Raw genomic sequence first — 23,951 nt, forward strand, 5'->3', positions numbered from 1 at the left:
TCCTAATCTCTACGGTAATTTCCTGCAGGTCCATTGAATGCGGTCTAACTCTTCCGGTAAGCAACCTTGTGAAAAGCATTGATATAACGAAACAGTGCTTCACCATCATCAGGCACATGCGTACTTGTATCCAGTGGTAGCATCATTGCCTGATACGGCTCTGGCACCATTCTATATTGATGGACATAGGAGGTTAGGATGAACCCGTTGCGTTGCCAGAACTGTATGCGTTCCTGATGAGCCTCTGTTGTCCCGAACTCCGCCTCGATAATCATACCTTTGATCCGGTGCTCTCTTAACGCCCAGGCTCTGAGCTGCTCTAGCATCCAGGCCCCTATGCCCCACCCACGCAACTTCTGTTCAACCGCGAGGTAATCGATGATCAGGATGCGGTCCGCAACCTTCCCCTCCAGTCCAGTAACAGCCATCGCAACCACTTCTCCATGATGCACGCCCGTGTGTAAATAACCAATCTTCCGGTCCAGCATACTGCGCAGAATCGCTTTTGTCTTAGCGCCGCTTTGAAAAGCCTCATGATAGATGCGCTCCATCCGCGCCCACAATGCTTCATCCCACTCCTCTATAGTCGTAAACTCTAATTCCAGCATCTCATTCGCCTCCAGCTTTAATTCAGATTTATCATGATTCAAGACATGTAAGAGATATTCCTTCCGGTTTAATGGATTATGATCGTATCTTGTGCATGAAGGCACTTCACCATCGAAGGGCTGATAGCCATAAAATTCGGACGGGTTCGACCTCTTTATTCTTCGATCGTACTTCCTTTGACGAATTCTGCGAATTCTGAAGACTGTAGCATTACTTTAATCTTAAAAGTTTATGTTTTATAATTTCTACGTTAGCGCAATAAAGCATTAACTTTTAATATCTTCTTTAGCCTTTTGTCTATATCGAATTATGGAAAGAGGTAAATTAACTACTCCAAGAATAAAAGAAGAGCCAATAGATATCCATTGAGATATTGAAGGATAATTCGGTTTTCCGTCTCCTACAGGTCCTATTTTGGGTTGGTGGCTATCCCACAAAACATATAAGAGACCAACAGCAGGTAACAATATGCAAACTACACTTGCAACTATATGTAACACATACTTGTTCAATCCTACCCCTCCATTTATTGTATTCATGTCTTGAACTCTGTTTATATTATAACGTTATCTAAAACGGGAAATTACACTAACCTACTCCTTAGTTTAACAAAAAAATTTCTCCTTTAAGATATTTCCTAAAATAGTTTTGAATAACTGATGGAAAATTTGCCGCTAAGGATTGTTGTTCATTTGGATTTAGAGAATGGAATGCGAAATTCCTAATGATTGACCAAATAAAAAATGCTTCTAATAACTAGACATAATTCTCTTCCAGTTGATTTACTTTGCTATACGATGAAATAAAATAAATAAAAGCCATAGCCACAATTCGAAAAATCTATAGATTGAGGAGTATCGTCATAAAATACATAGTTACTCTCATGAAGGTCAGAATGAATAACTCCCCAGTTACTTGGCAAACGTTTATGATTTTGTATCACATTTGCTATTTTATGTGCTGACTCTTCCACATGAACAAACACTTCACTTGAGATAAGCTCTAAATTTACTAACCGTTTTAATTGATTAAGTGAGCCGCCATTAAGAGAGCTAAATTTTCAGTTTCATTACTTGTTGGCTCTCTTTGAAGTACGCTTCCATGAATCCAATGATGAATAGTCACCATGATTGTATTTTCGCTAAGATCAGTTGAGATTTCTGTTACCAGATCATCTTGAAGATTTCTAACAGGTGCAGGTACGACGAGATTTGTATCTTTAACCAAAGCTTCAAGCCAAATAAGCACTGATGCGATATTCCCTTTTGATTGAATGGAAATCGTTGAGATGTGGATTTTGATAAGAAACTTTTGATGATCATCGTTGGTCTGAACTTGAAATGTAACATTATCACTCTTTCCGAGATACACAAGTTTTTCCCAATAGATTGGGTATTGATGTAAAGCTTCTTTCGCCACCTTCGCATAATCTTCTTCAGAAAGCATAGTATCCACTCCAGTTAATGTGATTTTTACTTCACAATTTTACCAAGTGAACTTTATTTTATGGTGATAAAGTTGATTATAACTAAACTTTACTGCCCTGTACCTACACAGAATTTCAAACAGATGTGCTTACCATAATTTAGTTGTCAGATGAGTATCGCTGCGTAGCAAAAAGGTCTGGACAAATGTTAATTCCACCCATATATCCACTAAAATCGATTATAATTAACTTATATTCAAGTCGATTACCTACCCTAAGTTAAAAGGATATCATACGCAAAAAGACATAGTGATGCATCGCATATGCTCTAAAGGTTATAGAGTTTTCCAATACACACTTATGTATAAGAGGAGGCGAAAGATATGACGATAATGCCTGTTATAGTAATGATCTTTGTATTTGTACCTTCCATTATACTCATGATAAGCATGCCTTATTTAACAAGAGAGACGATTAGTTTTGGGGTCACCGTCAGCGCTGTACAATTTCATAGCGAACCTCTACGCCAGATGCGGAAGTCATATGCTAGGATTAGTGCTACCTTGCATACCATCCTATTCATTGTTTGTATCATCTGCCTAATATACGGTGATGAACATTCCAAGCAACAAAGTTGGATCATTGTCACTTATTCACTCGCCATGGTTGTAATCTCCCTAGTCATAAACATTAGCTATCATTTCAAAATGAAAAGTTTACTACCTATGCTGCCTATTGCTCTGGAACCATCGATCATAGCAGTGGACACTGGTTTTCGGAAAAGAAACATTAGCTTTTCTAGTAATTGGTTCCTCATCCATGTTTTCATTATTGTTGTTGGTATTGTAACTGTGCTACTCAACTACGACCTAATTCCTGATCAGATTCCGATCCATTACAACAGCAGTTGGAACGTAGACGGCTATGCAGCTAAATCTTATAGTTCTGTGTTTGTGCCTACGATAATGCAAGTGTTCTTAATGCTTGTGTTCATATTTGAGAATTGGAGTATTCGCAGAGTGAAGCAGCAGGTTCAACCCACTGATCCGAACCGTTCCATCAGACAAGACGTAATTTTCCGCCGTACTTGGTCAGGTTTTATGATTACAGCAAGCTTCTTAATAGTTATCCTGTTGTCCGTCGTGCAACTAAACATGATATCTCTGCTTAACATCAATTTCGCTATTCCCATTGTCCTAATCATAATAGCCTTTATCATCCTATACGCCTTAGCATTATCGTTTTGGGCTGGTCAGGGTGGAAGCCGCTTGGAGCAATCGGCAGATCGCTCCAATTTCAGACCTGTCCATGATGATGATAAATGGCTATTAGGTATGATTTATTTCAATCGGAAGGATCCAAACCTAATCGTTGAGAAAAGATTCGGAGTCGGCTGGGGATTAAATTTCGGTCACCCAGTATGCTGGCTGATTTTTCTCGGAATTATCGTACTGTTAGTTGTGGTGTAACCAGGCTTGGAGGTTAGTAGTCGCTGGAGCATTCTAGCTAGGGCAGACCTGTGGCGTGATTTGACTTTGATGTCATGCCGGGTGATGGGACTATGTTATTATCCATTCCGTCAATCGGTACAAGTTCTTGTCCCACGACAACTTTTATTCTGGTAAGGACATTTATATTCAATACGTTCTAATGCTCTTTGGAATGTTAAGTCAGCTCCGAGCATAATGTATGCGGAAACCGTCTGTAAGCTTGACGAGATCGTGTCTACGGCTTCATTCGCTGCGAACTTACTCCCATCACATCAAACTTTGGTGCAGTTGGACCTACTTTCATCGGGTCAGGAAGCTTCCTTCCAACGATGATCGGAATAACGAAGGAAAAGGAACATTGAATAGAACAAGAAAGAAAAGTTTAACTGGTATAAAAAAGTAATCGAAACCAATGGGGACGAATTAACCTAAACAAAAATTCATGTGTGATCACTCAACCTCCACTACAGTGGAGGTTTTAGTATAAATAAGGACTAAACTTAATAAAGCTGGTCTTTCGAAATGATAGATACCACAATTTCCCCCGTTTCAACAGCTACAACTGGTCCCATTGCATGCTAAGAAGTACCTTAGTCTCGTACTCGCCATGTTAAAAATATATTGTTCCTATTTCCTCTCACGTTTCATACCCAATACTGCGTGTAAAAAATCCGCTATAATAGCGACTACAATGGGACTATGTTTTTGTCTAACGACACTTTACATATACGGGGATTCTTTTTATATGGATTTCAATGTATACAAACTTCATAAATTCCTTCGTTTTTATACGACTCCTTCTTCATTTGCGTCCTGTAGTATGTCTTACATCGGGATAACGAAGGAGCACAACGAATGAAGAAAATGATGATGTTAACCTTACTCATAGTCATTACGGCAGGAATGATCTGGTGCAACTGGGGGCTTGTTAGGACAGGTCAGAATCAGCCGGACTCTACAGCTGGCACCAGCGGCTGGCAGGAAAATAGGCTTATTGCACATGCATTTGGTGGAGTTAACGGTGCTAGCTACACCAATTCTTATGAGGCATTTATAACCAATTACAATAGAGGGTACCGTTTGTTCGAGGTTGATCTTGTGCAGACGACGGACGGGAAGCTTGTAGCCAGACATGATTGGTCGCAGAGGATACAACCGGATTTGGCCGCTCATCGCGGACGAAACGTAACAACGCTTCAGTTTGAAAACTCGCTTATCATGGGAAGATTCCACCCTCTTACCCTGCCGGACATACTGCAGCTGATGCAGCAATATCCTGATTTTGACTTAATTGTGGATACGAAAGCAGGCAGCAAAGAGCAAATTCAGCAGCAGTTTGCGCATCTAGTCAATGAGGTTCGACGTACGGATCCTGCACTGCTCAACCGGATTATACCTGAAATTTTCAGCCCGGAAATGTATGACACGGTTATGGGAATCCACCCCTTTCCAAACAAAATATATTCACTTTACAAAACTGGCGCCTCCGCCGAAAGTATTGTAGAATTCGTAAGGGACAAACAACTGACAGCGGTTGCCATGCCTGTATACCGTGTGTATCTAAACCCCAATTTAGTTCCAACACTACATAAGTTTGGGGTGAAAAGCTATGTTCACACCGTCAACAGCAGACCGGTTATGCAGATTCTGTCCAGGTTCGGGGTGCATGGATTTTACACGGATCAGGAAGAATCACCAGCGGAGCTGATGCTTGCAGACGCTCCCCCCGGCCATGTTGAATTTTCGGGATACATGAGTTCCGGATTAGTAAATATAAGAAATATCGTGATGAAGGTGAGAATTAATGGCTATAAATAACATTCTTGTTGTAGACGATGAACCGGAAATTCGAGAAGCGCTCGTTATTTATTTGAAAAGCGAAGATGTGGATGTATTAACTGCCTCTAACGGATTGGAGGCGCTGGAAATTCTTGAACAAGAAACCATTCATCTTATTATCATGGACAACATGATGCCACAGCTCGATGGAATTAAAACGACATTTAAAATTCGTGAAAACAAAAATATACCGATCATTATGCTTTCCGCCAAGTCAGAAGATAGCGACAAGATTTTGGGACTCAACGTTGGGGCTGATGACTATATTACGAAGCCGTTCAATCCTCTAGAGCTGATCGCTAGAGTCCGATCTCAGCTGCGCCGGTTTACGAATTTAGGTTCCTTCCAGTCAAACGGGGATGAGCTCATTCAAGTAAGAGGACTCGTGTTGAACAAAAGCTCGAAGACTGTTGAGATAGATGGAGAGGACGTCAGATTGACCCCGAAAGAATACAAAATTTTGGAGCTGCTGATGGAGAACAAGGGCAGAGTTTTCTCAATCGAAGAGATTTATGAGCGCGTGTGGAATGAACTGATCTTCACTTCAGAGAATACGGTTGCCGTACATGTGAGAAACATTCGTGAAAAAATTGAAATCAATCCCAAAGACCCAAAATATTTAAAGGTGGTATGGGGAATTGGATACAAAATCGAGAAAAAATAAAGCCGATCGGAAGGTTCCAATTGACCTTATTGTCATCATTGTCGCCGCGATTTTATGGAGCCTCGTACTCATAAACAGGTATTCATACACGGGGTTGAGTCTGAGCTATTCAACTTCAAGTTACATCCAGGCACTGCTTGCCATTATTATTCTTTGCCTGCTGGCGAGCAGACTGTTTCTTTATTTTAAGGCACCCCATAGTAGTCGTTCCTTCTGGCATGGCAGTCTGCTGATGGATTACTTTCATATTTGGAGAACCGGTCTTAGAGCCAGTTTACAAAACTGGAGACTAACGTTTGGCCTCATCATGATGCTTTTGCTAACCGCGATGGCCGGCATTTGTATTTGGCAGGCAGTCACATATTACGGACAGGGGTGGCTTCTACTTTATTTGTTGCTCTACGTGTTGTTCTTGGTTCCATATATACTTTCCAAGCTTAGAAGATTCATCGCCATTATCAACGGGAGCAAAGAGATTGCCGAAGGGAACATTCAGAACACAATTCAGGATACCGGCAAGGATGATCTATCCAAGCTTGCTGGTTATATTAACAATATGAAAGCCGGGTATCAAAGCGCGCTGGAGAATCAAATGAAGAGCGAACGGTTAAAAACAGAGCTGATTACCAACGTATCGCATGATTTGAAGACCCCACTTACTTCTATTATCAACTATGTTGATTTATTAAAAAAAGAAAATCTGTCTACAGAGACCACCCGAGCCTATATTGAAACCCTGGACCGGAAGGCGCTACGGATGAAGTTGTTGATTGAAGACCTGTTCGAAATCTCAAAGATGGCCAGCGGTACAGTAGAGCTGGATATTGAGTACATCGATGTCGCGACATTGTTGACACAGGCGATTGCCGAGTCCAACACCAGTATAGGACAAGCGTCGCCTGTGATTCGGGAGAGGATTGCGAAATTCCCGATCCATGCACATTTGGACGGCAATAAAATTTGGCGTGTATTCGAAAATTTAATTGGCAACGCGCAGAAATATTCGCTTCCGGGAACCAGAATCTATATTTATTTGGACGAGTCTGATGATCTGGTGCTATTCAAAATTCAAAATACTGCTGCTTATGAGATTGATTTTGCTGCGGAAGAGTTGTTCGAACGTTTCAAAAGAGCAGATGAATCCCGCCAGACAGAAGGCTCCGGCCTAGGGCTGTCCATTGTGAAAAGTATCGTTGAGTTGCACGGCGGGGAGATCAAAATTGAAATTCATGGTGATCAATTCAACGTTATTCTGCATTTGCCCAAGCAGCGCTTAATTTAAAAGTCCTAAAACTAAGTTAACCCTCAATGCTCCTTTTCAGGAGCATTGAGGGTTAACTTTTCATTTTTATCAGGTACTAAAGGTGAATCGTATGAATGGCTTACCAACATCGATTCCTAAATATTAATCCAAAAGGCTGTAGATCTGAATGCTCTCCACCTTGGCATCCTTGATATGGAACGACATCACATCCACATAATTGGATGGCTCGTAACGGAAGTCATCCTCCTCATTAGGGGCTCCATCACCAAGTAGTTTCCCCTCAGGGTAGGCGTTCTTGAGTGTATCCAGGCTATCTCCTGCTTTAATGTTTCGCACTGTCGCGTACTTGGGATCTGTGATTTCGATATGAAAGATGGAGTCTTTTTTCCCCTCCGGTATACTAATTGTTTTAATCTCCAGACCAGGATACGTATAGACCTTTTCTGTAAAACCGATTAACGTATCCATGTTTGTTCCATCGTCGGCACTGTACGTATGAGATTTCAGGTTATCCGGTTTGCCCAGCATCCGTTCCATCTGATCTTCATTCGCTGTATCCGAAATCGCAATGGTGTGCTCATTATAGACAAAAGCAAGCTCCTTCAGCACCACATTGCCTTCCTTCTCCATCGAACCTTCTTTAATAGCTTCAGTACCCTTTTCTTCAGAACTTTCGGAAGCAGGCGCATTAGCATTTGTTGCTCCTTCGCCTTTGCTCTGTTCATTCGCTGTGTTCTGTCCGGTTGCTGGGGGCGTAGCATCATTGGACTGACAGCCCGCTAATGCCACCGTTAGTAGAGCACCTAGTACGATAACACCTGTTGCTTTGTTTATCAATTTCATCATGATCCCTCCATAAATGTGTGATTTGTTCTTATGAAGTGATTATAAATAAAACATTTGTTAGTCTCATAACAGAAATGTACCAATCTTGTAACGTTAATTATTTACGATTGTGTTTCCGCACGGGGCAACACAATCGTAACGGTTGTTCCTTCCCCGATTTGACTTTCCATGTCAATATAACCATTAAACCGCTCGACAATCTCTTTGCAAATAGAAAGTCCAAGACCTGAACCGTTCGCTGTGCTTGCATTTTTCGCCCGGTAAAAACGTTCCTGCACTCTCTCCAGCTCATCGCCCGCGATACCAATACCTTGATCACGTATCCGTATAACTATCTCGCTTGGCGTATGTTCCAACTTCAATTGGATTAGCGATGGACCGCCTGAATATTTGATGGCATTGTCCACAAGGTTCGCAATCGCATGAGACATCAGCATTGGATTTACGTTGGCGTAAACTCTTGTCTTACCCTTATCATCCGGTTCTTCCTCCGCCTGACTAACTCTGATCTCTATCCCTTTATCCTTGGCCTTGGCACCCATATTCGTTGCGACTTGCAGAATCAGTTCGTTCATTTCTGTCTTCTCGACTTCCAAATCGTTAGAACCAGCCTTGTCGAATCGGGATAACAACAACAGTTCATTAATCAAACGTGTCAGCCGATCCGATTCCTGCAGCAGATGAGCATAGATTTTTTGCAACTCCTTGTCCTCGTTCTCCCCTTCAACCAAGTATTGAGAGAAACCACGAATGGCTGCCAAGGGTGTTTTTAACTCGTGAGATACGTTGGAGACGAATTGCCTCTGGTACTGAATGTAATCATGAAGTTGCCGCCCCATAGAATCCAGTCCATCTGCCAGCATGCCCAGTTCATCCTTCCGGTTTAGATGAACTCTCCGAAACTCCTGTCTAGAGAAACTTTGCGTAGCGCTAAGCAACAGTTTAATCGGCTTGGTAGTGTTGCGGGCAATCCACAGACTGGATAACGTAATCAGTACAATAAATCCGCCTGCACCCGCAAACAGGATATAACGGATTTGATCCATAATCGCATAAAAGTAGGAAATGTCCTCCACGAACTCATACACATAAGCGTTCTCGTAGAATTGATCCTGAATGGGAGTCGCAAAATAAAGCAGATGATCTTCCGTTACAGTGTAGGCATAACTGCCGCTCAGGGCTTTCTCAATATTTTTTTCAAAAATAAGAGGTTTGCCATCATTAATGATGATGCCATCCACAGCTAAGCCTATCAACTGCTTGGAGCTGTCATAGATACGTACTTCCTTGCCCGAAGCTTTCAGCTTCTCTAGAGCAAGTCTGACAATTTCCTTGGTCTGGGGCTCTCCTGAAGATGACCTATGCTGTGATAACACCTCACGGAAGGACAACTCGGACAGATCCGCCTTCTCCATCATCTGTTTCTCAATGGTAATGAAGCTGTAGTAATCGATGGCTTTATTTACAGCAAAAATGATGATGCCAAAGGACAGCACGGAGAAAAATAAATAATTCAGCAGTAACCGGGTTGCATACTTCAGGCCTCGCCACCTCCAAGTTGATAGCCAAATCCATAGATCGTTCGGACATACTTCGGTTCGTCCGCGTTATCCTCCAGCTTCTTCCGTAATCGCATGATGGTCATATCCACACTGCGACTGTCTCCCATAAAGTCATATCCCCATCCGATCTGCAGTAGCTCATCCCGAGTAAAGATTTTGTCTGGCCTTTTGAGTAACGTTTCCAGAATTTTAAACTCTTTGGCCGTTAAAGACACGGGTACACCGTTTTTCAGCACCCTGCGGCTTTCCAGATCAAATGTCAGCTCTTCATGAATGATGCGTGTAGATTTCACTTCTGTTCCTTCACTTGATTCCTCCTTGCTCTCGTTTCTTCTCAGAATGACCTTGATCCGAGCGAGCAATTCACGATTGTCAAAGGGTTTGGTCATGTAATCTTCCGCCCCTAGCTCTAGTCCCAACACCTTGTCGATCACCTCATTTTTGGCAGAGAGCATGATCACAGGAATGGCACGCTTTCCGGTAATTTCCTTACACAAGTCATATCCGGAGCAGTCTGGCAGCATCAGATCAAGTACGACTAAATCGGGTTGAAAAGAGTCGAGCAGCTGCAAGCCCTTTCTGCCGTCCTCTGCAGTCTGCACATCGTAGTTCTCTCGCCTTAGCACCAGCTCAATTAAATCTCGAATTGCAATTTCATCATCAATGACTAGGATTTTCTTCAACTGTACACCCCTATCTAGCCTTGTTTTCACCAGCTTTAATCAATTATTAACCCATCTTAGCACAGGCGCTTTAGATTCCTCCACCATCAGGAAGATAAGGTATATTCCAACGAACCCAACATAACTTGTAATAAACCCGAAGAAAGGAGAACAATCCATGGATCTGCTCTGGGTACTCATTGTCGGTGGACTTATTGGCTGGTTAAGCGGCAACTTAATTGGGCGGGACGTACCGGGCGGTGTACTTGGGAACATTATCGCGGGTTTTATCGGTTCCTGGTTAGGAACGGAATTGCTGGGACCAAGGGGGCCGGTGATTGGCGGATTTCATATTATTCCCGCCATTGTTGGCTCGATTATTGCCCTGCTCATCTTTTTCGCTCTGGCACGCGGCGGAGCCTTCCGAAGACGTTAACATAGAGAGGCGAAAACCGATCCCGTCATTCATTAGTGCAGGATAAACATAGAAGGACCGAAAGCATTCATCGATGGAAGATGAACACTTACGGTCCTTTTTTTATTTTTGTACTGATTTCATCCATTGAGCCAAAAGACAGATCCACCATCCTCTTCATTTCTTCTCTAAAGTGCTTTGACGAGTTTGTTTTATCTAACTCAGCCCGCCGTTTATCTTGCTTCTTATGCTTCGTCAAGTTGTTCAGAAGCTACTAAGCGATGCGCCGAGACAAGCTGTCCGGCAGCATCCTTACCCCAAACTGAAATTTGAACTTGTTGCTCTGCTAAACCACTCGTTGTAAAGACAAATTCAAAAGAATTAAAGTCTGCGTAATAATTTTTGGTTAGGACTTGATTAGGATTTATAGAAATTAACTCAAGTACATATAGTGTTCTTGTTCCATTCAAATAATAACCCTGAATCAAGATATTTGAGCCATCGACTAAGTTGCGATTATCTATTTTGATCGTCAACTGTTGTGTCGGCCTTACACTATTAACAGGATTATTTTCTATCGGTCCGGTGGATAAAATCATTCTCTCTTACCCCTTTCCAACATTTAATGTATTTCATTATGACCTGAGGTTTTACCAGCTCTCAGCAACACTAAATACCACATCAACTATATTTGAGCCTGCCCCACCAATATTTGATACAGCTAATGTTACGACCTGATTTTCAGGAAGCGTGAAATCGAATAGTTCTGAAGAAGCTAATATCCTGTTTCCTCCTGTTCCGCCTCCTGTAATTCCTTGAAAAACGACTTCCCCCCCAGTAATCGTCGTAGAAGAGTTGTTTACCAACAGAGCTGTTTCGCTATCGGGAATGATCGTTGTAGCTGTTGGATAATTAATAAATGCTCCGTCGAGAGTTCCACCCACAAGTACTTGATAACTAAGATCTACGGATGAGATAATGTTTATTTCTTCTAGATCCACTTGAACAGAGTTCGTTCTAGCTGATCCCGAAGGGAAGATTGCTTTTCTTGTAAATGATAGGACGGGTGTTAGTGTTGATGTGAGATTGGTAACCCTCCTCCTTTCCGAAGTGACTCTAAAGGTAGGATCATATTTTCCGATAATACTATATTGTCTTCCTCCTACAAAAAGGGTATAAGCTTCTGCAGTTCCGTTATTATCGATTTGTGCTCTTAATGGAAGATTGGGGTCAATAAAACTCGTTTGACCTGTTGGAGAGAATCGATGGACGGTAATTACCTCTTGCGCTAAAGTCGACGGATTAGGGATGACCACTCTAAATTCGATTACTCCATATCCATACCAAGTAAATACGATTTGAAATATATTCCCTTTAGATAAACTAAGCGTCGCTCCACTCGGACCTGTTCCATCTAATCGGTCTACATTCCATAAACTTTGAGGAAATGTTGTATCGGAGCCTCCTCGCCGTATGACCACGAATAAATTTGTGCTATTTACTCCAAAAAAAGCCCCGTTCTGATCGTCAAAGAATCCCCATCTTCCAATCTGATTGCCTATCGGCAGTATAGGTATTCGAACGCCGATTCCGGCCTCTCCTGCGAATCCTGGCTCGTATCTACCTCGTAATACACTTTCTAGAATGGCCGAATCTGTTCCGTTAGTGGTATTGCTTAGATTAAATTCCGTTGCATCATTGGTAACCGTACCATCCCCAGTGGTTGTAACGGAATCTCTTAGAATGGATAGACCATATGCAGATGTTAACTCCACGATTGGGGTTTTTTCCGATACAATCAGCTCATCGAATTGCGAACTTATATTCGGACCAATATTCGAGATAATAATATCTGACAAGATAGTTCCTCCTTCGCAGAAAGGGAAAAGTGAATCCCTCCTTTTCTATTACTTTTTACCATTCTTCAGTAAGACTGAAGGTGGCCGTAACAGGATTAGTACCCCCGCTTAAATTTCCTACGGCTAAAGTCACAATTTCAGAGTCAGGTAATTGGAAATCCAATAATGAAGAAGAAGCTGATATTCTGACACTTCCCGCAACTCCGGCTACTAAGCCTTGTAATAGGACTTGACCATCCGCTATTGTCGTTAGTGTGTTGTTGATTAGAAGAGCTGTTTCCGAAGTTGGAATATTAGTCGTTGCTGTTGGAAAGTTTACGAAGCCTCCATTAATCGTTCCGCCTAATATGATCTGATAGTAAATATCATCTGTAGTTATAAGATCAATACTTTCTAATTTGATACTCACTGAATTTGCCCTACCTGAACCTGGCGGGAAGGATGTCTTTCTCTGGAAAGACAAAATTGGTGTGAGTGACCCTGTTGCAGTTACAGTTCTCCTTTCGGAAGTAACCCTGAAAACGGGATTATATTTACCCAATATACTGTATTGTCTTCCTCCAACGAATAAATTGAGTTCTGATTCTGTGCCATTATTAAAGATCTCCGCACGTAGAGGAAGATTAGGATCGGCCAGACTGGTTTGCCCATTGGGGGAAAAGCGATGAACGATAATTACTTCTTGTGCTAAAGTTGTAGGATCAGGGATGACAACTCTAAATTCGATTACTCCATACCCATACCATGTAAATACGATTTGAAATATATTCCCTTTAGATAAACTAAGCGTCGCGCCACTCGGACCTGTTCCATCTAATTTATCCACATTCCAAGATGTTTGAGGAATAATAGTATCAACACTTGCTCTTCTGATCGCTACAAATATTCCATTCGCTACGCTCTGTCCAAAGAATAAGCCGTTCTGATCGTCAAAAGCGCCCCATCTGACCACTTGGGTCCCTGTCGGTGGAGCTGGTAAACGAGTACCAATTCCTATTTCTCCCGCTAAGCCTGATTCATACCTTCCTCTCTCCGAGCTTTGAAGGATAGCAATGTCAGATCCGGATATAGTTGTAGTTAATTGAAATTCCGTATTATTACTTCCGACTGTAGCATCGCCCAATGTTAAAACAATGTCTCTTAGGTTGGATAAGCCATATACAGAAGTCAACTCAATAATTGGCGTTTTTTCGTTGGTTCTTAATTCGTTAAATTGAGAGCTAACATTGGGTCCTACTCCCACGATGGTCGCATTAGGCTCAATCGTACCTTGGGCTCCTGTTGCTCCTGTAACTCCTGTAGCCCCAGTGGGTCCTATGGCTCCTATGGCTCCTGTAGATCCCGTAGCTCCCGTTGTTCCTGGTGGTCCTGTTACTTCATTTGCACCTAGCAATTCTGAAGATACAATGCGATGGGGAATTACAAGTTGCCCTTCTACATTTTTTCCCCAAACCGAGATTCCCGTCTGATCTTCTGCTAAACCGCTCGTTGTAAAGACAAATTCAAAAGCATTAAAGTTCCCATCATAATTCTTCGTTATTACTTCATTTGGATTCACATTAATGAGTTCGTTTACGTATAAGTTTCGAGCTCCGTCTAGATAGTATCCTTGAATCAAAACATCGGCACTATTGATTAAATCTCGATTATCCATTTTAATTGTCAGTTGCTGCGTTGGCCTTACACCACTGACCGGATTATTCTCAATCGGTCCGGTTGATAAAATAGCCATAAAATTTTATTCTCCTTTTTTCCAAATGATTAGAGGCAGAAATATTCATCCACCTCCACTCCTTTGGTTTTAAACTAACAAAATTTATGCTCTCATTTTCCACCCAGTTACTGAACCTGAATAATTGAAACAGAACCATCTGTAGATGTAGCTGTTGCTGACCCATTATAAAGAAAATCGATTGTAAGCGCAGTTGAAGTAGCATCAGCTAAAAACGTACCCGATACACTTACATTCGCATCTAAAGTTCCTGTAACTGCTCTCCCTGAAAACCGACTTTGAAATACGAGATTAATTCTTGGTGTAACCGTAACGTTCCCAATTACAGAACTCGTTCCTCTAAACGTATACGAAACCAAATAAATGTGCCCTGATGCCAGTACAAAGGTAGTACTTGTTGGGTGTAATATGTTAGTGCCATTAATAAATACAGTCGTATACGAAATAGCTGTCGCATTTGCAACAGAAGGTACGCTAACATTAAATAATCCATTTTGTATTGTGGCATTTGCCCCGGTTGCACCTGTGCTCCCTGTGGCCCCAGTTGAGCCCGTTGCACCTGTTGCCCCACTTGTGCCTGTTTGCCCAGTCGCACCTGAGATCCCCGTGGCCCCAGATACGCCCGTTGCGCCTGAGATGCCTGTGGCTCCGGTTACACCCGTTGCACCTGTCCCTCCGGTTGCGCCTGAGATGCCCGTGGCTCCGGTTACACCCGTTGCACCAGTCTCGCCGGTTACGCCAGTGATGCCCGTGGCTCCGGTTGCACCCGTTGCACCCGTTTCCCCAGTTACGCCAGTTACGCCAGTGATGCCCGTGGTTCCCGTTACGCCCGTTGCACCCGTGATGCCTGTGGCTCCGGTTACGCCCGTTGCACCAGTCTCGCCGGTTACGCCAGTGATGCCCGTGGCTCCGGTTGCACCCGTTACCCCCGTTGCACCAGTCTCGCCGGTTGCACCCGTGATGCCCGTGGCTCCAGTTATACCTGTTGCACCAGTCTCGCCGGTTGCACCCGTGATGCCCGTGGCTCCAGTTATACCTGTTGCACCAGTCTCCCCGGTTGCACCTGTGATGCCCGTGGCTCCGGTTGCACCCGTTGCACCCGTTTCCCCAGTTACGCCAGTGATGCCCGTGGCTCCCGTTACCCCCGTTGTACCAGTCTCGCCGGTTACGCCAGTGATGCCCGTGGCTCCCGTTACACCCGTTGCACCCGTTTCCCCGGTTACGCCAGTGATGCCCGTGGCTCCCGTTACCCCCGTTGCACCAGTCTCGCCGGTTGCACCCGTGATGCCCGTGGCTCCCGTTACCCCCGTTGTACCAGTCTCGCCGGTTACGCCCGTGATGCCCGTGGCTCCCGTTACACCCGTTGCACCAGTTTCCCCGGTTACGCCCGTGATGCCTGTGGCTCCAGTTATACCTGTTGCACCAGTCTCCCCGGTTGTACCCGTGATGCCTGTGGCTCCCGTTACGCCGGTTGTACCAGTCTCGCCGGTTACGCCAGTGATGCCCGTGGCTCCCGTTACGCCGATTGCACCAGTCTCGCCGGTTGCACCCGTGATGCCCGTGGCCCCGGTTGCCCCCGTGGCCCCTGTCTCCCCGGTTGCCCCCGTGATGCCTGTGGCTCCGGTTACACCCGTGGCCCCTGTCTCGCCGGTTTCACCAGTGATGCCCGTAGCTCCGGTTGCCCCCGTGGCCCCTGTCTCGCCGGTTACGCCAGTGATGCCCGTGCCTCCCGTTACGCCGGTAGCCCCTGTTTCACCCGTTGCCCCTCCAGCGGGGCCTGCAATCCCTGTAGCTCCAGTTACCCCGGTTGCACCTGTCGCACCGGCTGCACCTGAGATCCCCGTAGCCCCGCTTACGCCGGTTGCACCTGTCTCCCCGGTTACGCCTGTGGTGCCTGTGGCTCCATTGGCTTCCAACAATTCTGAAGATACGATACGGTGAGGCGTTACGAGCTGTCCCATGGAATTTTTTCCCCAAACTGAAATTTCCACTTGTTGTTCTGCTAAACCGCTCGTTGTAAAGACAAATTCAAATACGTCTAGGTTTGCAAAATAATCTTTTTTGATGGCTTGATTTGGATTTACACTAATTAATTCGAGTATATATTCCGTTCTGGTTCCGTTTAGGTAATAACCCTGAATCAAAACAATTGCATTCGTAACCAAATTTCTATTATCAATATTAATGGTCAGCTGTTGTGTTGGTCTTACACCACTGACCGGATTATTCTCAATCGGTCCAGTTGATAAAATGGCCATTTATTTCACCCCGATTTCTTTACGTTTTAGGAACAGGAGAGAAATTTGCATTCCTTATATCCTAATCCTTTTCTAACTCCTATAGACCGACAATTTCAACGGTTTGGTCATCCGCTTCTCTGTGCCGCATATTTGTATCCATTAATGTTGTGCTTTTATTTTTTCATTAAAGGGAACTAATTGACTCTGGAAAGCACTTGTACCTTTTCTTCACAACAAAAAAAGCCGCTAAAATAGCGACTTTAAAGGGTATTCGTTCTTTTACATCGACCTGAACCGTTCGCTGTGCTTGCATTTTTCGCCCGGTAAAAACGTTCCTGCACTCGCTCCAGCTCATCGCCCGCGATACCGATACCTTGATCACGTATCCGTATAACTATCTCGCTTGTCGTATGTTCCAACTTCAATTCGATTAGCGATGGACTGCCTGAATATTTGATGGCATTGTCCACAAGGTTGGCGATCGCATGGGACATCAGCATTGGATTCACGTTGGCGTTACTTTCGTCAGAAGCTTATCCTCCGTTTTCTCGACTTCCAGTTCGTTAGAACCAGCCTTGTCGAATCGGGATGTTTGAACGGTTCAAGTCTGATCATGACCATCAATGCCCTCCTCAATGGTACTGACCCGTGACATGTTCTTGCGTATCTTGGCAAGCACAACGATCTGTCCTGCGTGATATCCGTAGTGTGCCGATACCTGGATAAGCAGACGACCGATTACTCTTGTATCGTAGGTTTCTTCAGTACACCTATTCGTTCGATGCATTCGGTTCCAATCCTCACGGTCATAGCGAATGATAACCTCTCGGGACAAATCGTCGTTCGATAACGCAGCTACAACATTTTCCGATTCCTTTCTGGTTTCCCGAAGAAGAAGAATCAGCTTTTCTCTCGATATTCCCCCGTCCTTCGTGAATTCACGGGTTCACGTCCGGATGAACGGTCTGTTGCCGATCGCGCTAACGAAATTCTGATATTCGTTACCTGCCAAATGCAAACAAAGATTACCGACGCTATTCATGGAGCCCTTTATTCTTATCCAAATGAGTTCATCATTCAGCAAGTTCAAACTCTTCTCGATACGGTCAAGCTGCTTGTTCATGTCTTCCATAACGTGTCTGATCAGTTCAATCATGAACATCCCCCCAATTCTCGGTCAGGCGCAAATAATCTTCAAGGGTTACATGCGCGAATTCTCCAACTTGAATGGAGAAACCTGTCAGTATAAAATGAACGGCTCGCAAATTTATCATCGTCGTGACCCACCTCCATCTGCTCTATTGATCCATGATAATGAATTGCCCTTCGAGTGTAAAATGAAAAATACCAGCCAATCGGGCGTTAGCCATACGATTGCCTTCGATGATACTACCGGCTGTACCAGCTAATATCATGCTAAAACCGTTAACCCCTTCCATTAACCGTGTCATAGGATTGGCAGTCCCCTCCCTGGGAGCGAGTTCTCCTGCTATCGCCGCTTTTATTAAAGAGACGCAAAGTTTGCTTACATAAATCTCTTAAATCGCAATCGGTACAAGTTCTTGTCCTTGGCTCGGGACACGAACTTGTACTGATAATATAAAAAAGCCGCTAAGATAGCGACTTAATGGGAATATGTTTTTGTCCCTCGACAGTTGCCTATTTTAACGTTTAGCGGTTTTTCCCAGTCTCTTTTTTAAAATGTAATGACAATCTTACCTACAGCGTGGTGAGTTTCACTCAAAGCATGTGCATCATAAATCCCCTGTCTACTAAACGGGAATGTTGCCCCTACAATTGACTTTATCTTGTTCTCTTCCATCAGATCTGCCATTCTCTGCAATTGATCACCATCTGGCTGTAGCCATATCCCCTTTGCTAATACATTGTGAGACTTAGCAGTATCATGATTGGGTTCACCAACAATGGTAATCAGCCTTCCGGTATATGGCTTTAGCACCTTATAGCTATTCTCAGCTACTTCTCCACCCATCGTGTCAAACACTAAATCTATATCTTTTAGAATCTCTTCAAAATTTTCCGTTTTGTAATCAATCACCTGATCAGCACCTAACGAATAAAGAAGTTCATGATTTTTTTCACTTGCTGTTGTAATAACATGAGCGCCGGCATGCTTTGCTAATTGAATGGCATACATACCTACACCACCAGCTCCAGCGTGAATAAGTACAGTTTCACCTTCTTTTAGATCGCCATGAGTAAACAGTACCTGCCATGCTGTTAAACCAGCCAAAGGTACAGCCCCAGCCTCCTCATATGAGATTGAATCAGGTAGTTTTGCCAGAAGGTGCTCATCAACTGCTGTATATTCAGCATACGAACCGAAACGTGTTGTATCAGGACGACTGAATACTCGATCCCCAACTTTCCATTTGGTAACGTTTGAACCAATTTCAGTTATGACCCCAGCTACATCCCAGCCTAAGATAATAGGAAATTCCCAATCATACATTTCTTTTAAGTAACCCTCTCTTAATTTCCAATCGATTGGATTAATGGATGTAGCCTCTAATTTTACAACCACTTGATTGGCTTCTGCCCTCGGTTTATTCACTTCCTGCTCAACTAACTCTTCTTTACTTCCATATTGATTAATCACAACTGCTTTCATTTTTGTATCACTCCTCTAAGCTAATATCCTTTTACATGTTATTCCCGATTATTTATTTGTATCTAGTCACTGGGGTTCATGCATATTACCCTTACTCATTTTTAAACAACCAGGATAAAATTATGCAAAAGTTAAGTTAGAATCGTTGGAAATGTTGCTTTTATTGTTATGATTTTACATAAAAAAAACTATTGAGATGGACTTAGTTTTCGTTTATATTTGACTTATCAACAATTGACTAGTCAAACATTGATAGCTCAACAAAATATAAAGGGAGAGTAACTATTATGAAACCATACCAACAAACAAACGATTTTAACGAAATTATTTATGGACGCCGCTCCATTAAGACATACGATTCATCCGTAAAAATCAGCAGGGAAGAAATGACTCAAATCATCAATGAAGCTAGCACTGCCCCTTCCTCCATCAACATGCAGCCTTGGCGCTTCCTTGTGGTGGATACTCCAGAGGGAAAAGAAAAACTCGTCCCACTGTCCCGCTTTAACAAAGAAAAAGTCGCTCAAGCTTCTGCTGTCATTGCCGTGTTTGCAGACAAAAACAATTTCGATTATGCAGAAAACATCTATGGAAAAGCTGTTGAGCATGGCTTAATGCCACAAGATGTTAAGGACTTTCAGTTGAAGGCATTCAAACCCATCTATAACAACATGTCCGATGCTGAAATGAACGATGTCATTATGCTTGACGCCGGTCTGGTTTCCATGCAATTGATGCTGGTTGCCCGTGCACATGGGTATGACACCAATCCAGTCGGCGGTTATGAAAAAGATCAAATTGCCGAAGTGTTTGGCTTGGATAAAGAACGCTATGTACCAGTCATGCTACTGACAATTGGAAAAGCTGCAAGCGAGGGATACACCTCCTACCGTATGCCAGCCGAAGAGACCACATTTTGGGCATGATTCAAAGCGATAGTGCGAGCAGTCTCCACATTGTGATATAGTTGCCTTTAGTTGCTGAATGTCTTGGAAGGAATCTGCCCTTGTTACATGAAGCTTTTCAAGACATTCTGCACCATTCAAGGAGGGGCAAACATGAATTGTTCGCTGGAACAAGAAACCTTATTAATATTACTTAAAAATATAAGCAATCAGTTGAAACCTAAATTTGAACGTTGTACGGGGATCAGTTCCTCACGATACGTTCTGTTGTATCATCTCTATCTTCATGAAGAAGTTACACAAAGCCATTTGCAGAAGGCCATTCATATTGACAGTGCTGCTGTTACACGCCATTTGAAGCAACTGGAAGCAGACGGTTTGGTGTCACGAAGAAAAAACCCCGACGATCATCGGGAAACCTTCGTCCGGTTAACAGAACAAGGGCTAACGCATATCGCCAATTTCAAGCAGGATCGAAACCAGTTTCTTCATCAGATGATACTGGATTTCAGTGAAGAAGAAGTTGCAATGATGACTGACATGCTTACACGCATGCAATTTAATCTTAAGGATCTGTAAATTTACGATGACAGTCAGCCTTCTTCAGAATTCTTTTCATAAATGAATAAAACCTAGTTAGATGAGATGATACAATATTTCAGATTAACAAGAGATTATAGGCCATATATTATTCAGGCAAGATCAAAACAAACCGCTGAGTGTTTCATTACATGGCGGTTTGTTTTAATTTATCAACAGCTAGCTTTTCGAAATATTACAAGTTGGACTAGCACATACTAAGGAACAGTTGGCTGAAGCTTACATAATGGAGGTCTCATCATGGTATTTACAATCACAATTATCATCGTTGCACTGTTTGCAATATGGGGAGCCGTCGCTCCTGATCAGCTAGCGGATGTGGCTAATGTTGCCTACAACTTCTCTATTCAGAATTTTGGCTGGTTTTATTTGCTAGCGACACTGTTCTTCCTGATCTTTGCTTTTTATCTGGCGTTCAGCCGATTTGGCGGTATTAGGCTTGGGGATGACGATGATGAGCCGGAGTATTCTACGGTTTCCTGGCTGTCCATGCTGTTTAGTGCAGGTATGGGCATTGGGCTGGTTTTCTGGGGAGTTGCTGAACCGCTGTCCCACTATTTATCTGCACCTGAGGGGGCGGTACCCGAAACAACGCAAGCAGCCATACTTTCAATGCGTTATTCCTTTTTCCACTGGGGGCTGCATCCTTGGGCTATCTATACCGTCATCGGTTTAGCGCTTGCTTACTTCCAGTTCCGGAAAGGATACAAAGGGCTGATCAGTTCCACCTTTATTCCTCTGATCGGTGAGCGTCTTGCTGCTGGCTGGCTTGGTAAGGTTATTGATATTCTGGCGGTCATATCCACCATCTTTGGTGTTGCGACCTCGCTTGGATTGGGTGCTCTTCAGATCGGCGGGGGTCTGAATCACTTATTCGGTATTCCTAACTCGACTCTGTCTCAGGTTGTCATTATCATCGTTGTAACCGTACTGTTTTTAATCTCGGCAACCTCCGGTCTGGATAAAGGTATTAAGATTCTGAGCAACGTCAACCTCGTTATAGCTTTGTTATTGATGTTGTTTGTATTGGTGACTGGACCGACTTCTTTTATATTTGACACATTCACAACAACCCTGGGCAGTTACATGCAGAATATTATTAACATGAGTTTGAGACTGACGCCGTTCTCAAGAGAAACCTGGATTGGAGCATGGACGTTATTTTACTGGGCATGGTGGATCTCGTGGGCTCCTTTTGTCGGCACTTTTATCGCAAGGGTATCCAGAGGAAGAACCATAAAGGAATTTGTAATTTACGTCATGGTTATTCCAAGTCTTTTCGGATTTATCTGGTTCTCCGTCTTTGGCGGAACAGGACTTCACATGGAATTGTTCAATGCCGCTCATCTGGCGGAGGCTGTCAAGGAAGATACGACAACCGCTTTATTCCTTATGCTGGAGCAGCTGCCTTTGGGCACGATCGTGGCATTCATCGCCACAATGCTGATCATGATCTTCTTTATTACGTCGGCTGATTCAGCTACCTTTGTACTGGGCATGCTCACTTCAGATGGCAAACTGGACCCAAGTACAAGAGTGAAATTAACCTGGGGAATCATGCAGTCCTCCATCGCGGTAGTACTGCTAATTAGCGGGGGGTTAACTGGCCTCCAGACGGCATCCATTGTAACCGCATTGCCGTTCGCTATTGTCCTTATCGGTATGTGTTTCTCCCTGCTCAAGGCTCTAAAGGCTGAGGACAAAGAGCGCCGTCAGAAGGAAAAACGGCAGCGCCAAAAGCTGAAACGACTGCTGGAGGAACAAGAAATCTCGTTGAATGAAATTTCCGGCAGGTAATGTATACTTGATGTTAAAACTAACAAAAGCCCGCGTCATTGCGGGCTTTTTATTATTTCATGGTATTGATTTTTTGATTACTTGCTGCTCCTATACCAACTACAAAGAGTAACACCGAAGCCCCAAGAAGAATGAAAAGTGGCAGGTTCCAACTATTTGTTGCATCGTGCAGATATCCTATAAGGGCGGGACCAATTGCGGCAAGAAGATATCCGATCGATTGGGCCATGCCAGATAGTTCCGCAGCTTGATGCGCATTTTCAGTGCGCAACCCAAAAAACATCATGGCCAAACTAAAGGCGAAACCTCCACCAATTCCGAGTATGACGATCCACAACAGAATGACATTAGAACTTCCGTAAAGAAGTCCGAGCGTCCCCGTCAAAAGCAAAATGGTTGTGATGACCACTAACAAACGTTGGTTAGACATACGCCCAGCAATAACAGGGACAATAAAGGTAAATGGAAGCATCGCTAACTGCATGATCGAGAGATACCATCCGGATTGGTTGGAGTCAATTCCTTGTTGCTTTAAAATTTCAGGCAACCATGCGATCAATACATAGAAAACCATAGACTGTATACCCATGAACAAGGTTACTTGCCAAGCAAGCGGGGATCGCCAAACATTCACTTCGTTGCTTGCCATTTGTTGACTCGTCGTGGCGGTTTGTTTTGTTTGATTTCTTAATTGGGGTAACCAGCAGAGGATCGATACAAAACTTAGAATCCCCCATATTCCCAATGCTCCCTGCCATTTTAGCGCTGCGTTCATGGCTAGCGGTACACTGATTCCCGATGCGATTGCTCCACATAAATTCATCGAAATGGAGTAAACTCCTGTCATGGAGCCAATTTTATTTGGGAAATCCCTTTTGATTATACTTGGTAATAATACATTACATATGGCAATGGCGAATCCAAGAACTGCTGTTCCAATAAACAGATTAACTGCTCCAGATAAAGATCGTATTACAATACCAACAGTCAGAAAGATGAGGGCAATCAAAATGATACGCTCAACCCCATACCTCCGTCCTAATTTTGGTACAAGAGGCGATAATAAAGCAAAGGCAAGCAAAGGTACCGTTGTGATCAGGCCTGCTAATGTATTTGAAATATGAACGTCATCCCTTATAAAACCCACTAAAGGACCAACTGAGGTTAAGGGAGTACGTAAATTAGCTGCAATAACAATAATGCCGAGAATGAGCAGCGCTACAGAGGATGGCACGAATTTATTATTTTGTTTATTCGGCATTCTTCATTTCTCCTTCCTGAATTCTTACGTATTATATTTGCTTCCTGCTGCTTAAAAACTTTACTATACTATTCGCGCGAACAACAAAAGTATATTATAATATACTTTATTAAACAATAAGTATTTTAAAACATATCAAATTTATCTA

At 43.3% G+C, this 23,951-nt stretch carries 26 protein-coding genes; 8 read left to right on the plus strand and 18 right to left on the minus strand.

Features of this window, described 5'->3' with window-relative positions:
• Positions 1 to 44: 44 nt before the first annotated feature.
• The 4 genes from MHI01_RS02345 to MHI01_RS02355 all read right to left on the minus strand — a co-directional run bounded on the left by MHI01_RS02345 (position 45) and on the right by MHI01_RS02355 (position 2,055).
• A complete protein-coding gene (locus tag MHI01_RS02345; RefSeq protein ID WP_340982428.1) occupies positions 45 to 608 on the minus strand; it encodes a GNAT family N-acetyltransferase in 564 nt (187 codons plus the stop codon).
• Positions 609 to 875: 267 nt separating this feature from the next.
• Positions 876 to 1,121, minus strand: a complete 246-nt coding sequence (locus tag MHI01_RS02350; RefSeq protein WP_340982429.1) for a hypothetical protein — start codon at positions 1,119 to 1,121, stop codon at positions 876 to 878.
• 278 nt (positions 1,122 to 1,399) lie between these two features.
• Positions 1,400 to 1,594: a hypothetical protein gene (locus tag MHI01_RS30965; RefSeq protein ID WP_445744889.1), complete on the minus strand. Its 195-nt coding sequence runs from the start codon at positions 1,592 to 1,594 to the stop codon at positions 1,400 to 1,402.
• A gap of 35 nt (positions 1,595 to 1,629) precedes the next feature.
• Positions 1,630 to 2,055, minus strand: coding sequence for a hypothetical protein (locus MHI01_RS02355; RefSeq protein WP_340982430.1), 426 nt, complete (start codon positions 2,053 to 2,055; stop codon positions 1,630 to 1,632).
• A 363-nt stretch (positions 2,056 to 2,418) separates the two neighbouring features.
• Here MHI01_RS02355 and MHI01_RS02360 point away from each other — a divergent pair, with 363 nt between their 5' ends.
• The 4 genes from MHI01_RS02360 (at position 2,419) to MHI01_RS02375 (ending at position 7,310) form a co-directional block, all read left to right on the plus strand.
• Entirely contained in the window at positions 2,419 to 3,504 is a 1,086-nt protein-coding gene (locus MHI01_RS02360) for a DUF1648 domain-containing protein (protein WP_340982431.1), read from the plus strand.
• A gap of 876 nt (positions 3,505 to 4,380) precedes the next feature.
• Entirely contained in the window at positions 4,381 to 5,343 is a 963-nt protein-coding gene (locus MHI01_RS02365; protein WP_340982432.1) for a phosphatidylinositol-specific phospholipase C/glycerophosphodiester phosphodiesterase family protein, read from the plus strand.
• A complete protein-coding gene (locus MHI01_RS02370) occupies positions 5,330 to 6,028 on the plus strand; it encodes a response regulator transcription factor (RefSeq protein ID WP_036613934.1) in 699 nt (232 codons plus the stop codon). Before MHI01_RS02365 ends, MHI01_RS02370 begins: the two co-directional genes overlap by 14 nt.
• Positions 6,003 to 7,310: a sensor histidine kinase gene (locus MHI01_RS02375; protein ID WP_340982433.1), complete on the plus strand. Its 1,308-nt coding sequence runs from the start codon at positions 6,003 to 6,005 to the stop codon at positions 7,308 to 7,310. Before MHI01_RS02370 ends, MHI01_RS02375 begins: the two co-directional genes overlap by 26 nt.
• 123 nt (positions 7,311 to 7,433) lie before the next feature.
• Here MHI01_RS02375 and MHI01_RS02380 read toward each other — a convergent pair whose 3' ends face one another.
• The 3 genes from MHI01_RS02380 to MHI01_RS02390 form a co-directional block, all read right to left on the minus strand.
• Positions 7,434 to 8,135, minus strand: a complete 702-nt coding sequence (locus MHI01_RS02380) for a hypothetical protein (protein ID WP_340982434.1) — start codon at positions 8,133 to 8,135, stop codon at positions 7,434 to 7,436.
• Positions 8,136 to 8,239: 104 nt separating this feature from the next.
• Entirely contained in the window at positions 8,240 to 9,634 is a 1,395-nt protein-coding gene (locus MHI01_RS02385) for a sensor histidine kinase (protein ID WP_047843196.1), read from the minus strand.
• A gap of 41 nt (positions 9,635 to 9,675) precedes the next feature.
• Positions 9,676 to 10,383, minus strand: a complete 708-nt coding sequence (locus MHI01_RS02390) for a response regulator transcription factor (RefSeq protein ID WP_047843195.1) — start codon at positions 10,381 to 10,383, stop codon at positions 9,676 to 9,678.
• Between the two features lie 157 nt (positions 10,384 to 10,540).
• Here MHI01_RS02390 and MHI01_RS02395 point away from each other — a divergent pair, with 157 nt between their 5' ends.
• A complete protein-coding gene (locus tag MHI01_RS02395) occupies positions 10,541 to 10,798 on the plus strand; it encodes a GlsB/YeaQ/YmgE family stress response membrane protein (RefSeq protein ID WP_024630063.1) in 258 nt (85 codons plus the stop codon).
• A 224-nt stretch (positions 10,799 to 11,022) separates the two neighbouring features.
• Here the strand turns inward: MHI01_RS02395 and MHI01_RS02400 are convergent, their stop codons facing one another.
• The 10 genes from MHI01_RS02400 to MHI01_RS02445 all read right to left on the minus strand — a co-directional run bounded on the left by MHI01_RS02400 (position 11,023) and on the right by MHI01_RS02445 (position 19,240).
• Positions 11,023 to 11,376 (minus strand): hypothetical protein, encoded by a 354-nt coding sequence (locus tag MHI01_RS02400; protein ID WP_036671514.1) that lies wholly within the window; start codon positions 11,374 to 11,376, stop codon positions 11,023 to 11,025.
• 51 nt (positions 11,377 to 11,427) lie between these two features.
• Entirely contained in the window at positions 11,428 to 12,636 is a 1,209-nt protein-coding gene (locus MHI01_RS02405) for a hypothetical protein (protein ID WP_253508796.1), read from the minus strand.
• 55 nt (positions 12,637 to 12,691) lie between these two features.
• Positions 12,692 to 14,368 (minus strand): hypothetical protein, encoded by a 1,677-nt coding sequence (locus tag MHI01_RS02410; RefSeq protein ID WP_301291392.1) that lies wholly within the window; start codon positions 14,366 to 14,368, stop codon positions 12,692 to 12,694.
• 107 nt (positions 14,369 to 14,475) lie between these two features.
• Positions 14,476 to 16,626: a beta strand repeat-containing protein gene (locus MHI01_RS02415; protein ID WP_340982435.1), complete on the minus strand. Its 2,151-nt coding sequence runs from the start codon at positions 16,624 to 16,626 to the stop codon at positions 14,476 to 14,478.
• A 242-nt stretch (positions 16,627 to 16,868) separates the two neighbouring features.
• Positions 16,869 to 17,108, minus strand: coding sequence for a sensor histidine kinase (locus tag MHI01_RS02420; protein WP_253509513.1), 240 nt, complete (start codon positions 17,106 to 17,108; stop codon positions 16,869 to 16,871).
• Positions 17,109 to 17,209: 101 nt separating this feature from the next.
• A complete protein-coding gene (locus tag MHI01_RS02425) occupies positions 17,210 to 17,443 on the minus strand; it encodes a hypothetical protein (protein ID WP_253508793.1) in 234 nt (77 codons plus the stop codon).
• 111 nt (positions 17,444 to 17,554) lie between these two features.
• Complete coding sequence (locus MHI01_RS02430; RefSeq protein ID WP_253508791.1) at positions 17,555 to 17,764, minus strand: hypothetical protein; 210 nt, start codon at positions 17,762 to 17,764, stop codon at positions 17,555 to 17,557.
• Positions 17,757 to 17,882 carry a hypothetical protein gene (locus tag MHI01_RS02435; protein WP_301291391.1) on the minus strand — a complete coding sequence of 42 codons (126 nt, stop codon included), beginning with the start codon at positions 17,880 to 17,882 and terminating at the stop codon, positions 17,757 to 17,759. The genes MHI01_RS02430 and MHI01_RS02435 overlap by 8 nt, the downstream gene beginning before the upstream one ends.
• Positions 17,883 to 17,906: 24 nt before the next feature.
• Positions 17,907 to 18,059, minus strand: coding sequence for a hypothetical protein (locus MHI01_RS02440; protein WP_253508789.1), 153 nt, complete (start codon positions 18,057 to 18,059; stop codon positions 17,907 to 17,909).
• A gap of 245 nt (positions 18,060 to 18,304) precedes the next feature.
• Positions 18,305 to 19,240, minus strand: a complete 936-nt coding sequence (locus MHI01_RS02445; RefSeq protein ID WP_253508787.1) for an NADP-dependent oxidoreductase — start codon at positions 19,238 to 19,240, stop codon at positions 18,305 to 18,307.
• Positions 19,241 to 19,527: 287 nt separating this feature from the next.
• On the opposite strand from MHI01_RS02445, the gene MHI01_RS02450 reads away from it, so the two are divergent.
• The 3 genes from MHI01_RS02450 to MHI01_RS02460 all read left to right on the plus strand — a co-directional run bounded on the left by MHI01_RS02450 (position 19,528) and on the right by MHI01_RS02460 (position 22,542).
• Positions 19,528 to 20,166 (plus strand): nitroreductase family protein, encoded by a 639-nt coding sequence (locus MHI01_RS02450; protein ID WP_036615355.1) that lies wholly within the window; start codon positions 19,528 to 19,530, stop codon positions 20,164 to 20,166.
• Between the two features lie 132 nt (positions 20,167 to 20,298).
• A complete protein-coding gene (locus MHI01_RS02455; protein WP_340982437.1) occupies positions 20,299 to 20,724 on the plus strand; it encodes a MarR family winged helix-turn-helix transcriptional regulator in 426 nt (141 codons plus the stop codon).
• Positions 20,725 to 20,985: 261 nt separating this feature from the next.
• A complete protein-coding gene (locus MHI01_RS02460) occupies positions 20,986 to 22,542 on the plus strand; it encodes a glycine betaine uptake BCCT transporter (protein WP_036671491.1) in 1,557 nt (518 codons plus the stop codon).
• A gap of 52 nt (positions 22,543 to 22,594) precedes the next feature.
• Here MHI01_RS02460 and MHI01_RS02465 read toward each other — a convergent pair whose 3' ends face one another.
• Entirely contained in the window at positions 22,595 to 23,803 is a 1,209-nt protein-coding gene (locus MHI01_RS02465) for a CynX/NimT family MFS transporter (RefSeq protein ID WP_340982438.1), read from the minus strand.
• Between the last annotated feature and the right edge of the window lie 148 nt (positions 23,804 to 23,951).

Origin of the sequence: Paenibacillus sp. FSL M7-0656 (assembly GCF_038003225.1) — a bacterium.
GTDB classification, from domain to species: Bacteria; Bacillota; Bacilli; order Paenibacillales; family Paenibacillaceae; genus Paenibacillus; species Paenibacillus amylolyticus.

Coding starts and splice junctions, on each gene's coding strand:
- MHI01_RS02365 (WP_340982432.1), top strand. CDS start 4,381: ATGAAGAAAATGATGATGTTAACCTTACTCATAGTCATTACGGCAGGA.
- MHI01_RS02445 (WP_253508787.1), bottom strand. CDS start 19,240: ATGAAAGCAGTTGTGATTAATCAATATGGAAGTAAAGAAGAGTTAGTT.
- MHI01_RS02460 (WP_036671491.1), top strand. CDS start 20,986: ATGGTATTTACAATCACAATTATCATCGTTGCACTGTTTGCAATATGG.
- MHI01_RS02450 (WP_036615355.1), top strand. CDS start 19,528: ATGAAACCATACCAACAAACAAACGATTTTAACGAAATTATTTATGGA.
- MHI01_RS02440 (WP_253508789.1), bottom strand. CDS start 18,059: ATGACACGGTTAATGGAAGGGGTTAACGGTTTTAGCATGATATTAGCT.
- MHI01_RS02355 (WP_340982430.1), bottom strand. CDS start 2,055: ATGCTTTCTGAAGAAGATTATGCGAAGGTGGCGAAAGAAGCTTTACAT.
- MHI01_RS02430 (WP_253508791.1), bottom strand. CDS start 17,764: ATGATTGAACTGATCAGACACGTTATGGAAGACATGAACAAGCAGCTT.
- MHI01_RS02410 (WP_301291392.1), bottom strand. CDS start 14,368: ATGGCTATTTTATCAACCGGACCGATTGAGAATAATCCGGTCAGTGGT.
- MHI01_RS02400 (WP_036671514.1), bottom strand. CDS start 11,376: ATGATTTTATCCACCGGACCGATAGAAAATAATCCTGTTAATAGTGTA.
- MHI01_RS02360 (WP_340982431.1), top strand. CDS start 2,419: ATGACGATAATGCCTGTTATAGTAATGATCTTTGTATTTGTACCTTCC.
- MHI01_RS02435 (WP_301291391.1), bottom strand. CDS start 17,882: ATGATAAATTTGCGAGCCGTTCATTTTATACTGACAGGTTTCTCCATT.
- MHI01_RS02395 (WP_024630063.1), top strand. CDS start 10,541: ATGGATCTGCTCTGGGTACTCATTGTCGGTGGACTTATTGGCTGGTTA.
- MHI01_RS02345 (WP_340982428.1), bottom strand. CDS start 608: ATGCTGGAATTAGAGTTTACGACTATAGAGGAGTGGGATGAAGCATTG.
- MHI01_RS02370 (WP_036613934.1), top strand. CDS start 5,330: ATGGCTATAAATAACATTCTTGTTGTAGACGATGAACCGGAAATTCGA.
- MHI01_RS02455 (WP_340982437.1), top strand. CDS start 20,299: ATGAATTGTTCGCTGGAACAAGAAACCTTATTAATATTACTTAAAAAT.
- MHI01_RS02420 (WP_253509513.1), bottom strand. CDS start 17,108: ATGCTGATGTCCCATGCGATCGCCAACCTTGTGGACAATGCCATCAAA.
- MHI01_RS02465 (WP_340982438.1), bottom strand. CDS start 23,803: ATGCCGAATAAACAAAATAATAAATTCGTGCCATCCTCTGTAGCGCTG.
- MHI01_RS02380 (WP_340982434.1), bottom strand. CDS start 8,135: ATGAAATTGATAAACAAAGCAACAGGTGTTATCGTACTAGGTGCTCTA.
- MHI01_RS02415 (WP_340982435.1), bottom strand. CDS start 16,626: ATGGCCATTTTATCAACTGGACCGATTGAGAATAATCCGGTCAGTGGT.